We start from the raw sequence: 12312 nt of genomic DNA on the forward strand, positions 1-12312 counted from the left end.
CCTTTCTTTCTGGATTTGTTATGGTAGAAACATCAACCAGCCACGGTGAGCTGCTCGATGGATTTCCCTTGCTGCCACTGCCGGGAGTAGATTTTGCTGCACATCTCGTATTTCTCAAAGATATTTCTGGCGGCCTGTTCGTTGCCGTAGACCTTCCAGCAGCCCACGCATTTGTGATTGCACGCCCGATTGCAGATGAAGCCCAGCACATCCTCAGGGGGATAGCTCAAAAACAGGCCGATCTCATGGGGGAATTCCCCCTCGCTCCGGAGCCGGTGGATGAGGTGAACCACGCAGCCATTGGGGTTTTCCGGCACATAGCCGTATTTGAGAAGCAAGGCTCTGGCCCGCTGATCGGTCAGATCGCTCTCCAATGCATTGGGCCGGTAGGCATAGATCAAAGCGCGGCCTTTGCGAACCCGGAGCGGAAGGACGCGTATTCCTCTGGGCACCAGTTTCTTGTTCAGCCGGCACAAGTCTCGCGTCAGATCCTTCCGGCTGGGGCAGGCGCAGGAAAAGAGGTTTCCCGTCTTGATCCCGGCCAGGGTGGGAGAACAATGGCGAATCAGCAGATCCTCTGACATAGGCGTTTCCCTCACAAAATCATGTCCATTCGAAGACTGTACGGCGAAATAAAAAAACTGACAGTAAATGTAGTTAGCTATTGCTAACCAATGCGTTAAATATATAGCCGCCGCCTTTTAGTTTGCGGTAGCTAACTAACGCAATTATATACAGGACAAATTCGCTTGTCAAGAGGACGGATGGATTTTGTTGACAGAAAAATGGCGCTTGTCGGACGCCTGTGTTATAATAAGCAAAACGCCCGTTTTTTGGAGGTTCCTATGGCGATTCACGAGTCTGGCCAGATGTATCTGGAAACCATCTATATTCTTTCACAGAACAGCACCTTCGTTCGAGCTATCGATGTGGGAGCGCAGTTGGGCTTTACCAAGCCCAGCGTCAGCAGAGCCATGTCCATTCTGAAAAAGGACGGATATGTGAATGTGGATGCTGACGGTGCGATCACCCTGACGGAGACCGGGCTTGCCATTGCTAAGACGATGTACACCCGCCACACGGTGTTGAGCCAGATGCTGATGGAATTAGGCGTGGACGAAGAGACTGCGACCGAAGATGCCTGCCGGATCGAGCATGTGATCAGCGAAAAATCCTTTGCGGCGGTGCAGGCGCACTTGGAGCAGGTAACGAAAATGCGGGAAGATGCGCACGGGCAATGAGCCTATGCAAATTTGGCGGACTTTGCTATCGAGCGGCAACGCGATAAGTGAATACCTGCCATTTGGCACGGAATATCAAATACGGTGGAGCCTGGATATGGCCTCCACCGCATTTTATGTGATCTGCGCTTTTAAATCAGGAGCGACCTGCTGTGTAAGTTCACCGCCAAGCGTACCTGCTCCATAGCTCCAAACGCTTACGGCAGCTCATCCTTATGCGTCTGCTGGCTTTTCAAAACCTTTCGGGCGGCTTTTTTGATATTATGGCACACGCCAAGAATAGCGATGCAAAACAGCAGAGCCGCTAATCCATATCCAAACGACTGCATTGCCGTGTTCATATTCACGCCTCTTTTCTGACCGCTGCCGCCAATGAACTCAACCGAATAGTCCTCTTTTTTTGTACGGCTCCTTCTGGATCGCTCCGACCTCATACCCCGTGCCGCGAATGGCGTTCATGAGCACCTCCGTGTCCAGCTCTGTTTCAGAGAGGATCACGGTCTGGTTTTTGCTCCGGGAAGAACTCACCTTTTTGACAGGGCAGGCTTTGCGCACGGCGTCATTGACATGAGCCTCGCACATCCCGCACATCATTCCGTTGACTTCCACTGTGTACTTCCACATGTTCTATCACTCCTTCTTGACTTTTGGATCATCGTGCTGTGCGGACCGGACGGTAGCCTGCCGTGCCGCAGTCCGTTCATCCGGGATCTTCCTGGCCATCAGACGGCACAGCGGCGCCAACGAACTTCCGAGAAGTGGATGGCGAACGATGGAATAGCCGCACTCGGACAGGTATGCCATCAGCTCCCCGGCAGTCCAAACATGGTACACCCGAAAGCCTGACAGCCCCATGAACCAGAGCCGGAGTCTGGCGCTTCGGCTTTTGCCCCAGACAAAGGTGGGGGCGAACAGCCATCCCCCCGGCTTCAGAACCCGCCAGGCTTCCGCCAGAGCCTTTTCCGGGTGAGGCATGACATGGAGGGCGTTGGAGATCACGACCGCATCGAAGCTCTCCGGCCCGTAGAGCAGCTTGGTAGCGTCCTGGACGGAGAAATGGAGCCGGGACGAATAAACCTGCTTTTTGGCTTGACGGATCATTTCAGCTGAAAAGTCGGTTGCCTCCCAGCTCCGGACACATGGAGACAGCGGCACGGACAGCTGGCCTGTTCCGCAGGCCAACTCCAGCACATCCATGTCCCGTTTCAGAAAAGGACGCATTGCTTTGCAGATCTGCTGATAGGTCGCCTGAGAGCGGCGCATGAAGTCGGCGTAATGCCGTGAAAACCGCTCCCAAAACTGCTTGTTGTCATCCATACAGTATGGTCACCTCAATGATGGTTAGTTCCTGCTAACTACATCATACTCTTTGTCGCATGAAATTGCAAGATGCCACTATATTGGATTTGTATGCCCCCCGGGATCAATCAAGGGAAGAAGCTGGAACGAAAAATGACCGGGACATGCATCCCGGTCATTCTTTTCTTTCGCGCCTCTGCCTTTACCGGCACCAACTGGTGGGATTGGAGCGGGCGGTGATGAAGCGGCGATAAATGCCCTCCTCCTCCATAAGTGTGTCGTGGGCGCCGGCCTGAACGATGCGCCCCTGGTCGATAACCAGGATCTCATCGGCGTGACGAATGGTATTGAGCCGGTGGGCAATGACCAGCAGGGTCTTGCCCCGGCACAGTTGGGTGATGGCCTCCTGGATGTAGCTCTCATTGTCGGCGTCCACGCTGGCAGTGGCCTCATCCAGAATGACGATGGGAGCATCCTTCAGAATGCAGCGAGCAATGGAGATCCGCTGTCGCTCTCCGCCGGATAGGCTGGCTCCACCTTCGCCGATGACCGTGTCAAAGCCGTCGGGCAGCTCCATGATGAAGTCATAGCATCGGGCTTTTCTGGCCGCCTCATAAACCTCCTCCCGTGTGGCGTCTGTCCGCCCCATGGCGATGTTGTTATAGACGGTATCCTGGAATAAGTAGACCCGCTGGAACACCATAGAGATCTGATCCATCAGATCAGAAAGAGGAATATCGCGGATATCCCTGCCCCGCACTAAGATTTGGCCCTGTTTGACATCCCAAAACCGGGAGAGCAGGTTGGCTACCGTACTTTTACCGCCGCCAGAGGGCCCCACCAGGGCCAGCATCCGGTTTTTCTCCAGTGTGAAAGAGACATCATGCAGTACCTCTTTCTCCCCGTAGGCGAAGGTGACATTTCGGAACTCCACCTCCGGGGCACCGCCGGCTTTGGGTAAGGTCTCCCGGCCCCGGTCAGGTAGTTCTGGCTGGGCCAGTACCGCCTCGATCCGGTCCATGCAGGCGTTCATCACCGTCAGGCGGGTGGCTTGGCTGTAGAGTGCCTTAATGGGGCCGAAGAGGTCAAAGACGAAGAGCAAGACACCCAGCAGGAAGGTGATGGAGAACTGCCCACGGCCATAGAGCCAGAGTGACAGGGGGATTATCAGCACCGAGCCCAGACCGCACACCAGATAGAGGGCCCGCATCCAGGGAGCCTGGCTCTCCTCGAACTCGATGCTGACCTTGCGGCTCCGGGCGAAATTTTCGGTGAGTTGCTCGGAACGCTCTCCCAGCAGGTTGAAGGTCTTGGCAATACCAATGCCCTCCACATAGTCCAGCACTGCCCGTGTGAGAGCCTCGCTCTGCTCCTGTCGGACATCAGAGTGAGCCAGGGTACTCCCCAGGGAAGCGCGGCCCAGCTGCCAAATGATCCCTACCACCACCAAGGCGGCCAGTCCCAGCCAGGGATTCAGGAAGGCCAGCCACAGCACAAGAATAGCCTGGGCAAAGGTATAGCTCATCATGTCGGCAATGTCGTGCATACAGTTCTCCTCAATGAACACCATGTCGGTGGACAGAACGGAACTGATTTTGCCGATGTTGCCCTCTGTGAAATAGCCCATGGGCAGGCGGCGCAGATGCCGTCCCAGCTCCATGCGCAGATCGGCGAATACCATATAGCCCGCCGCGGCCTGGAGCCGGTCGGCGATGTTCTGGCACAGGCACTCCAGCAGAACGCAGCCCACCGTGCCCACCGCCAGCCACAGGCACAGCCGTGCCGTCATGGTTCCCTGGAGAAAAGCGCTCAGGGACAGGAAAGACAAGCCTATCGGAGCCTTGGACAGCATGGCCTTCAAAAAAGCAAAGATGAAAGCCAGTTTGATCCGCCCCTGGTAGGGGCCGGATACGGACAGGATTCGTTTCATCAGCGTGATCATGCTTCGTCGCCTCCTTTCTCCGCGGAGACACGCCAGGCAGCGGCTCCCTCAGCAGCCCGCCACAATTTTTCATAGGCGGAACAGGTCTTTCGCAATGTATCGTGGCGGCCGATCCCTGCCACCTTTCCTTGATCCAGCACCACAATCTGATCGGCGCCTACAATGGACTGAAGCCGGTGGGCGATGACGATGACCGTCTTGCCCCGGATCACCTCGGCAATGGCGGCGTTCATTTTCTCCTCATTCTCCGGGTCCAAAAAAGCGGTGGCCTCGTCCAGCACCACGATGGGAGCGTCCTTCAAAATCGCCCGGGCCAGTGCGATCCGCTGCCGTTCCCCACCGGAAAGCCCTTTGCCTCCGTCGCCGGCCATGGTATAGATTCCTTTTTCCAGCCGTTTCAGAAACTCTCCGCATTGAGCCCGTTCCGCCGCCGCCAGCACCTCCTCGTCGGTGGCGCCGGGTCTTCCCAGCCGGATGTTCTCCAACAGGCTGGTGTTGAACAGGAACTGCTCCTGCGCGACGAAGGAGATCTGCTCATTCAGAGAGGCGAGGGACATCTCTCGCAGGTCTTGCCCCCCCAGCGTGATGCGTCCGTCCGTCACATCGTAAAAGTGGACCAGCAGCTTGGCAAGGGTCGACTTCCCGCTGCCGGATTCTCCCACCAAAGCAGTGAGGCTCCCCTGTGGGACAGAGAAGGAGATGCCGTGGAGGACTTCGTCCTTTTCATAAGAAAACCGCACATTCTCAAAGCGGATCTGCAAATCGTTTCCGTTGAAATCCGTTTTTCCTTCTTTCAGGGGCGGAATATTGAACAGAGATTCCATTTGGTCAATCTTGTAGCTCAGCTGGGGCAGCACCGACATAAAGTTCATGGCTCGGATCAGAGGCGGTCCCACGGAAAAAGACATGCACAATACCAGCGCGTAATCCGGCAAGGTAGAGGCGCCGGTGAGTACCAGATAGCCGCCGGCTGGCAGCAGCACCAGCGCCACGCAGGGCAAAATGCTAGTGTAGAGGGCCATCCACAGCCAGCAGGCCCGGAACCAATCCAGAGTAAAATCACGGTAGTTTTTTACATCGGTCTCAAAGCGGTGATATGACTCTCCGTCCCGGTTGAAGACTTTCACGACTTCCATGCCGTTGATGTACTCCACGATGGTGTTGTTCATTTTCTGCCCGGCGGCGTAGTAGTCTCCCATCTTGCTCATGCCGGAGCGGTACATCATGCCCATGGCCAGTACGCCCAGCGGAAGGGAGCAGAGGGAAAGCAGACCCAGCTTCCAGTCCGTGAGGAACATGGCCGCAAATACCACAACCGGCACCGCCAGATTGGACAACCCTTCCGGCAGGGCGTGGGCCAGCAGAAGTTCCATGCTCTCAATGTCGTCAATGAACATCTTCTTCCAGACTCCAACGCCCTTCTCCTGGATCGCGCCCAGGGGCTGCTTTTCCAGCTTGCTCTGGAGATGGAGCCGGAGGTTTTCCAAAGTATGATAGGCGGAGCGATGAGACAGAGCCAGCCCCTCCACATAGAGAAGGCCGTAGAGGACCATGCACAGAGCCATGGCCCCGGCGTTGAACAGGGTTTCCTCCAATGTGAGACTGCCCCCAGTCAGCAGGGGTCTCAGCAGGCGGTAGAGGAAGAAATAGGGCAGCACGCTCATGGCCACGCCGGCCACCAGTACCAGAATGGAGGCATAAGTCGTCTTCCGGTGGCGTCCAGTGTAGCGCAGGACTTTTTGAAACACAGTATCACTCCTTTTTGGTTAGTTATTGCTAACTTATTAGCGAGAAAAAAGCCTCCGCAGAGGCGTTTTTCATCCCTTGGGGAATCCCAGGGCAGCGTACCAGTTAAAGAGACGGCAGACCAAAGTGCAGTGGCGCTGGATCTCTGGCCAGGCGGAGGCGTGGATAAAGGGCTCGTAAATGGTGGTCCAGAAGGCGGACAGGACTACATGGAGCTCCTCCTGCGTCATATCCACAGTACACAAGCCCCGGCGTCTGGCCTCGGCGTAGTAGGTCCAGGTGCCTTCCGTCATTTTCTCCACCCAGTCGTGCTGGAAGTTGGCGTAAGCGGTGCCCTCCGCTCCGGTGAGCAGCAGCACAAAGCCATCCCGCCGCTCATTGAGAAAGCGGAACCACCACAGCATGTATTCCTCATCCATATACCACGCCCGGATCAGGTCTTCGTCGGAGAGGGCGGATGCCGGCACCGCCGTCCGCTCCTCATAAACAGCATCCAAATCCGCCACCGTATCCGCCACCACAGCGCGAAACAGTTCCTCTTTTCCGGCGTAACGCTTATAAAGAGCCCCGGTTGTCACACCCGCTCGCTGGCAGATGGATTTCAGGGAAGCCCTCTCAAAGCCAAGCGCCAGGAACTCCTCTCTGGCACTGTCCATGATCCGAGGGTCGATGGAAGTATCCGGTCTTGCCATAACACCCCTCCCGACAAATGATAATTTGATTACCGATAATCTAATTATCAATATAGCATCCCTTTCTGCCCCTGTCAAGGGGAAATCCTCTCTTGACAAACTCGCTCTTTGGTTGTATATTCAAAATATCGTTATAAAACACTGTTTTGAATTGTGAGGCGATACCATGGCAAAGCAGATCGAAGGGGTCTATGAAAATGTACTCCGCTGCGCCCGTCAGGAATTTTTGGAAAAAGGCTTTGCTCTGGCCTCCCTGCGGGACATCGCCAAAGCGGCGGGAACCAGCACCGGCTCCATCTATACCCGCTTTACTGACAAGGCGGGATTGTTCCGGGCCCTGGTGGAGCCTGCCGCGGGAGAACTGAAGCGCCGTTTTTTGGAGATTCAGGAGTCTTTTCACCAGTTTGACGGCCCAACCCAGCAGGAGGAGATGGGGCGTTACACCGCCCATGCCCAGGAGGGACTGTTTGACTACATCTATGAGCACCTGCCGGAGTTTGAACTGCTGCTCCGCCGGGCCGCCGGGACGGAATACGCCCACTATATTGACGAGTTGGTGGAGATCGAAGTCAGTTACACCTACAAATACATGGAGGTCATCGGCTGTGAGAGCGTCCGCTCCGGTCAGGTCACCGAGGACTTGATCCATATCGTTACCACCGCCTACTTCAACGGAATGTTTGAGCCGGTGCGGCACCGCATGGATAAGGCCCGGGCGCTCCACTATGTCCGCCAGCTCAACCGCTATCACATGGCAGGATTTGAGACGATCTTTCATCCCGAAAACTTCCGGTAGTGCAAAAGGCCGCTTTTCCGGCGGCCTTTTCATAGAACCAAAGGTTAGCAATAACTAACTAAAGGGGGCTTATTTATGCAGCAAACACAAAGCCCGCTGCTGCGGCTGTGGCAGCTGGGCAGGGAACATCACGGTGGCCTGATTGCCGCCATCTTCTGCGCGGTGGCGGGTGTCCTGCTGGGTCTGCTGCCGTATCTCTCGGCAGGGCGTATCCTGGTAGCGCTTCTCACCGGGCAGCGGGACTGGAACTTCTATCTTCTGTGGTGCATGGTGGCCCTTGGTGGCTATCTGGCCAAAACTCTGCTTTACAATCTGGCGCTCTCCCTCTCCCACAAGGCCACCTTCCAGATCCTGCGGGACATCCGGAAGATGGTTCTGTCCAAAATGCCCCGCTTACCCTTGGGAGACATTCTGGACACCTCCAGCGGACGGCTCAAACAGATCGTGGTAGATCAGGTGGAGAGTATGGAGACGACACTGGCCCACCTGCTGCCGGAGATGACCTCCAATCTGCTGGCGCCGGTATGCGTTCTCGTGTATCTGTTTACGCTGGACTGGCGCATGGCATTGCTGAGTCTGGTGTCCATTCCTGTGGGCATGGCTTTTATGATGGCCATCATGGGCAGCTATGGCAAGGACTATCAGGGTGCGGTGGAGACGACCCAGGCCATGAACGAGACCATTGTGGAGTACATCGGCGGCATTGAGGTCATCAAGGCTTTCAATCAGGGAAAGAACTCCTATGAGAAGTTCTCCTCCCGGGTACGAGCCAATGCTGCCTACTACTACAACTGGATGAAGAAATGCCAGTTTGGAATGGCGCTGGCCTATGCCATCGCGCCCACCACCCTTATTACGGTGCTGCCTGTGGGCTGGATCTTCTACACGGACGGCAGCTTGTCCGCAGAGGTATTTCTCACCACCATCATCCTGTCCTTGAGTATTGTGGGACCTCTCATTGCCGCCATGGGCTTTGTGGATAATCTTGCCAAGGTAGGTACCATCGTAGGCTCGGTGGACGAGATCCTCCTGAAGCCGGAGCAGGATCACGGAACACAGCCGGCACAGCTGGGAAGACCGGATATCGCCTTGGATCATGTTTCCTTTGGATATGCCCAGGACAAGGAGATCCTCCACAACATCTCCCTCACCATTCCGGCCGGCAGCCTCACCGCTTTGGTTGGACCCTCCGGTTCGGGCAAGTCCACCATTGCCAAGCTCATCGCCGGTTTCTGGGATGTGACCGAGGGCCGCATCACCCTGGGCGGCGTGGAGGAAAGCCGTATCCCGCTGGAACAACTCTACGACCAAGTGGCCTTTGTTTCTCAGGACAATTACCTCTTTGACGATACCATCCGGGAAAATATCCGCATGGGCCGGGTAAATGCCACGGATCAAGAAGTGGAACAAGTCGCCAAATCCGCCGGATGCGACGGTTTCATCCGCCAGTTGGAGCATGGCTATGACACCCGGGTGGGCGGCGGAGGCGCCCATCTCTCCGGAGGAGAGCGGCAGCGTATCGCCATCGCCCAGGCTATGCTGAAAAACGCCCCCGTGGTGATTCTGGACGAGGCCACCGCCTACATTGATCCGGAGAATGAAGCAGTGGTCCAGCGGGCAGTGGCAAAACTGGTGGAGGGTAAGACGGTCATCGTCATTGCCCACCGCCTGTCCACCATCACCGGCGCGGATCAGATCGTGGTGGTGAAGGATGGAAGCATCGAGGCACAGGGCAGGCATGAAGACCTGCTGCGCCATTGTCCGTTGTACGCCGATCTGTGGCAGGCTCACATGGGCGCAAAGGAGGGAGAAACGGTATGATCGAGACATTCAGAGGTATCTGGCGGTTTGCCGGTGAGGAACAGCGCAACATCCGGCGCTCGGTGATCGCCTGCTTTTTCAATGCGGTATTCCATATGTTTGAGATTGCCGCCATCTACTACACCATCCTGGCTCTGCTGGATGGAAAAACCGGCCCTGCCACGGCGTGGCAGGCGCTGGGTCTGTTGGCAGTCAGTATTCTGGGCAGCGCCGTGACCAAGTATTTCTCCCAACTCCAGCAGACCCACGCCGGGTACTTCATGGCGGCCAATAAGCGCGTGGCCATCGGGCAGCGGATGAAATCCGTCCCCATGGGCTACTTCAACGACAACAGCCTGGGAGAGCTCACCGGGGTCTGCACTACTGTACTGGACAATGTGGAGACTGTGGCCCCCATGGTGTTGGTGACCATGCTGGGCGGGATGCTCAACGCTCTGGTCTTTACGGTGATGATCCTGATTTTTGACTGGCGGATCGGTCTCATTGTGGTGGCGGCCACAGCAGTTTATTTGTTCATCACCTCGGCCATGGAGCAAAAATCCGCCGCCCTCGCCCCGCACCGTCAGAAGTCCGAGGCCAAGTTGGTGGAGGCGGTGCTGGAGTATGTGCAGGGCATGAGCGTGGTGAAGTCCTTCAACCTCACCGGACGGGGTGACCGCACCTTGCAGGAAGCACTGGAATACAACTGCCGCAGCAACCTGAACATCGAAAAGATGTTCACCCCTTATATTATGGCGCAGGGGATCGCGCTCCAGCTGGGAAGCGTGGCCATGATGCTTGCGGCGGTATGGTTCTATCTCTCCGGAACGATGATTCTGGCCAACGCTCTGATGGTGGTCATCATGTCCTTCCTGGTCTTTGCTCAGATCTCCTCGGCGGGCAGCGGCATGTCCCTGCTGCGTATCGTCAGCAGCTGCATGGCCCATGCCGATGAGACGGACGCCATGCCCCAGCTGGCAGAGACCGGTCGGGCCGGCACGCCCAGGGAGCACGGCATTACCTTCGACCATGTTTCGTTCTCTTATGACCAGCGGCCTATCCTGCGGGATGTATCCTTCGCCATCCCGGACAGAACCACCACCGCCATCGTGGGCCCCAGCGGCTCCGGGAAAACCACGCTGTGCAATCTCATCGCCCGGTTCTGGGATGTGGAGAGCGGCGCCGTCCTGGTGGGCGGTCAGAATGTGAAGGACTATACCCTGGAGGGCCTGATGGATCAGATCTCCATGGTATTCCAGAAGGTCTATCTCTTTGCCGACACGGTGGAAAACAACATCAAGTTTGGATGCCCAAATGCCACCCACGAGGAAGTGGTGGCCGCGGCGAAGAAAGCCTGTTGCCACGACTTCATTCTCACCCTGCCCCAAGGTTATGACACCGTCATCGGCGAAGGTGGCTCCAGTCTTTCCGGCGGCGAAAAGCAGCGAATCTCCATCGCCCGGGCTATCCTGAAGGATGCTCCCATCGTGATTCTGGATGAAGCCACCGCCAATGTAGACCCGGAGAATGAGGACCGACTGCAAAAGGCCATCGAAGCTCTGACCCGGGATAAGACTATCCTGATGATCGCTCACCGGCTGAAGACGGTCCGCAATGCGGATCAGATCCTGGTGCTGGACGGCGGACAGATCGTTCAGCGGGGCACCCACAGCCAGCTCATGGCCCAGGAGGGCCTGTATCAAGCGTTCGTATCTGGCCGTAAAGAGTCCGGCCAGTGGAAGCTCTGAGAGGAGGAACGCCCAAACCATCATGAAAAGAGGAGTGCCGCCACCGGATATATTCCGGCGGCGGCACTCTTGTTGTGTCCGGGAGATTGCGCTTGAAGGGGCAATTGATACTGAAAATGGAAAATCACTTGACTGGTTAGCGTTTGCTAACTATAATCAAGCGTAGAGTACCGTGTCTTTTGAGGAGGGCCTATGGAGAAGTACAAAATCGAGAAGGACTCCGTGCAGGAGACGCTCATCATCCCGCTGTATGGCCGGTGGATCTTCTCGCGGCGGTTCCCCGGACTGTATCAGGATGCCGCGGCGGCCATACTGATGGAGAAGGTGGACTACGACTTCTCCCCTTTGGAGCGGCGGGCAAACGGTCTGATGCAGACCTTCGGCGCGCTGGAGGTCGCCATGCGCCAGAATGACCTCGCCTGGGAGGTGCGGGACTATCTGAATGCCCATCCCAGAGCGGCCGTCATCAATCTGGGCTGCGGTCTGGACAACACCGGGCGGGCCTGTGACAACGGCCGGTGCAGCATCTGGAATATCGACCTGCCGGATGTGATTGAACTGCGGGATCGCCTGCTTCCGCCCGGAGAGCGGGAGAAAAACCTGACCTTTGATCTGAAAGACCCGCGCTGGATGGATGCCGTCCGCAATGATCTTGATGATGGGGTGGTGCTGTTTGCCGCCGGAGTCTTCTATTACTTCACGACAGAAGAGGTGAAAGCTCTGGTCACAGGCATCGCAAAACGCTTCCCAGGAGGGCGGCTGGTCTTTGACGCGGCCGGGCAAACGGCTGTCCGGCTGATGCTGAAAACCTGGGTGAAGCAGGCGGGCATCCGGGATGTGGGGGCCTATTTCTCCGTCAAGGACGCCAAGGGGGAGCTGGAGCCCTGGTCGCCGCTGTTTTCTGTTTCCAGCCGGGGCTATATGCTGGGCTATCAATCGCTTCATGATCCGGCGGTTCGCCCCGTCCACCGGCTGCTGGCGAAGCTGGCCGACGGACCGATGCGCCTCCAGATCGTCCGGATTGACTTTGCAGAATGATGATACCTAA

General features: G+C 56.7%; 12 protein-coding genes. 5 read left to right on the forward strand and 7 right to left on the reverse strand.

What is annotated here, in order from left to right; all coding sequences use genetic code 11:
- Positions 1 to 32: 32 nt before the first annotated feature.
- Positions 33 to 584, reverse strand: coding sequence for a DUF3793 family protein (locus tag B5G34_RS04520; protein WP_087334687.1), 552 nt, complete (start codon positions 582 to 584; stop codon positions 33 to 35).
- 261 nt (positions 585 to 845) lie between these two features.
- Here B5G34_RS04520 and B5G34_RS04525 point away from each other — a divergent pair, with 261 nt between their 5' ends.
- Complete coding sequence (locus B5G34_RS04525; protein ID WP_164475022.1) at positions 846 to 1241, forward strand: metal-dependent transcriptional regulator; 396 nt, start codon at positions 846 to 848, stop codon at positions 1239 to 1241.
- A 197-nt stretch (positions 1242 to 1438) separates the two neighbouring features.
- Here B5G34_RS04525 and B5G34_RS19065 read toward each other — a convergent pair whose 3' ends face one another.
- The 6 genes from B5G34_RS19065 to B5G34_RS04555 form a co-directional block, all read right to left on the reverse strand.
- The gene (locus tag B5G34_RS19065; RefSeq protein ID WP_242956833.1) at positions 1439 to 1582 is read right to left on the reverse strand and encodes a hypothetical protein; all 144 of its coding nucleotides are present in this window, start codon (positions 1580 to 1582) and stop codon (positions 1439 to 1441) included.
- A gap of 37 nt (positions 1583 to 1619) precedes the next feature.
- Positions 1620 to 1865, reverse strand: coding sequence for a cation transporter (locus B5G34_RS04535; protein WP_087238112.1), 246 nt, complete (start codon positions 1863 to 1865; stop codon positions 1620 to 1622).
- Positions 1866 to 1871: 6 nt separating this feature from the next.
- On the reverse strand, positions 1872 to 2558 hold the full coding sequence (locus tag B5G34_RS04540; protein ID WP_087334690.1) for a class I SAM-dependent methyltransferase: 687 nt from the start codon (positions 2556 to 2558) through the stop codon (positions 1872 to 1874).
- Between the two features lie 184 nt (positions 2559 to 2742).
- Positions 2743 to 4482: an ABC transporter ATP-binding protein gene (locus B5G34_RS04545; RefSeq protein ID WP_087334692.1), complete on the reverse strand. Its 1740-nt coding sequence runs from the start codon at positions 4480 to 4482 to the stop codon at positions 2743 to 2745.
- Positions 4479 to 6230 carry an ABC transporter ATP-binding protein gene (locus tag B5G34_RS04550; protein ID WP_087334694.1) on the reverse strand — a complete coding sequence of 584 codons (1752 nt, stop codon included), beginning with the start codon at positions 6228 to 6230 and terminating at the stop codon, positions 4479 to 4481. Before B5G34_RS04550 ends, B5G34_RS04545 begins: the two co-directional genes overlap by 4 nt.
- 69 nt (positions 6231 to 6299) lie before the next feature.
- Positions 6300 to 6920: a TetR/AcrR family transcriptional regulator gene (locus tag B5G34_RS04555; protein ID WP_087334695.1), complete on the reverse strand. Its 621-nt coding sequence runs from the start codon at positions 6918 to 6920 to the stop codon at positions 6300 to 6302.
- Between the two features lie 166 nt (positions 6921 to 7086).
- Between B5G34_RS04555 and B5G34_RS04560 the strand changes: the two genes are divergently transcribed.
- From B5G34_RS04560 to B5G34_RS04575, 4 genes are all read left to right on the forward strand, one after another.
- The gene (locus B5G34_RS04560; RefSeq protein WP_006572684.1) at positions 7087 to 7716 is read left to right on the forward strand and encodes a TetR/AcrR family transcriptional regulator; all 630 of its coding nucleotides are present in this window, start codon (positions 7087 to 7089) and stop codon (positions 7714 to 7716) included.
- Positions 7717 to 7791: 75 nt separating this feature from the next.
- Positions 7792 to 9537, forward strand: coding sequence for an ABC transporter ATP-binding protein (locus B5G34_RS04565; protein ID WP_087334697.1), 1746 nt, complete (start codon positions 7792 to 7794; stop codon positions 9535 to 9537).
- Complete coding sequence (locus B5G34_RS04570) at positions 9534 to 11264, forward strand: ABC transporter ATP-binding protein (RefSeq protein WP_087334698.1); 1731 nt, start codon at positions 9534 to 9536, stop codon at positions 11262 to 11264. The genes B5G34_RS04565 and B5G34_RS04570 overlap by 4 nt, the downstream gene beginning before the upstream one ends.
- 192 nt (positions 11265 to 11456) lie before the next feature.
- The gene (locus B5G34_RS04575; RefSeq protein WP_087334701.1) at positions 11457 to 12302 is read left to right on the forward strand and encodes a class I SAM-dependent methyltransferase; all 846 of its coding nucleotides are present in this window, start codon (positions 11457 to 11459) and stop codon (positions 12300 to 12302) included.
- Positions 12303 to 12312 lie beyond the last annotated feature (10 nt).

The organism is Flavonifractor sp. An82 (assembly GCF_002159265.1).
Lineage (GTDB): Bacteria > Bacillota > Clostridia > Oscillospirales > Oscillospiraceae > Flavonifractor.

Bases quoted from the DNA above. Each gene is read 5' to 3' on its own strand.
- B5G34_RS04520 (WP_087334687.1), bottom strand. From the start codon at position 584: ATGTCAGAGGATCTGCTGATTCGCCATTGTTCTCCCACCCTGGCCGGG.
- B5G34_RS04525 (WP_164475022.1), top strand. From the start codon at position 846: ATGGCGATTCACGAGTCTGGCCAGATGTATCTGGAAACCATCTATATT.
- B5G34_RS19065 (WP_242956833.1), bottom strand. From the start codon at position 1,582: ATGAACACGGCAATGCAGTCGTTTGGATATGGATTAGCGGCTCTGCTG.
- B5G34_RS04535 (WP_087238112.1), bottom strand. From the start codon at position 1,865: ATGTGGAAGTACACAGTGGAAGTCAACGGAATGATGTGCGGGATGTGC.
- B5G34_RS04540 (WP_087334690.1), bottom strand. From the start codon at position 2,558: ATGGATGACAACAAGCAGTTTTGGGAGCGGTTTTCACGGCATTACGCC.
- B5G34_RS04545 (WP_087334692.1), bottom strand. From the start codon at position 4,482: ATGATCACGCTGATGAAACGAATCCTGTCCGTATCCGGCCCCTACCAG.
- B5G34_RS04555 (WP_087334695.1), bottom strand. From the start codon at position 6,920: ATGGCAAGACCGGATACTTCCATCGACCCTCGGATCATGGACAGTGCC.
- B5G34_RS04560 (WP_006572684.1), top strand. From the start codon at position 7,087: ATGGCAAAGCAGATCGAAGGGGTCTATGAAAATGTACTCCGCTGCGCC.
- B5G34_RS04565 (WP_087334697.1), top strand. From the start codon at position 7,792: ATGCAGCAAACACAAAGCCCGCTGCTGCGGCTGTGGCAGCTGGGCAGG.
- B5G34_RS04570 (WP_087334698.1), top strand. From the start codon at position 9,534: ATGATCGAGACATTCAGAGGTATCTGGCGGTTTGCCGGTGAGGAACAG.
- B5G34_RS04575 (WP_087334701.1), top strand. From the start codon at position 11,457: ATGGAGAAGTACAAAATCGAGAAGGACTCCGTGCAGGAGACGCTCATC.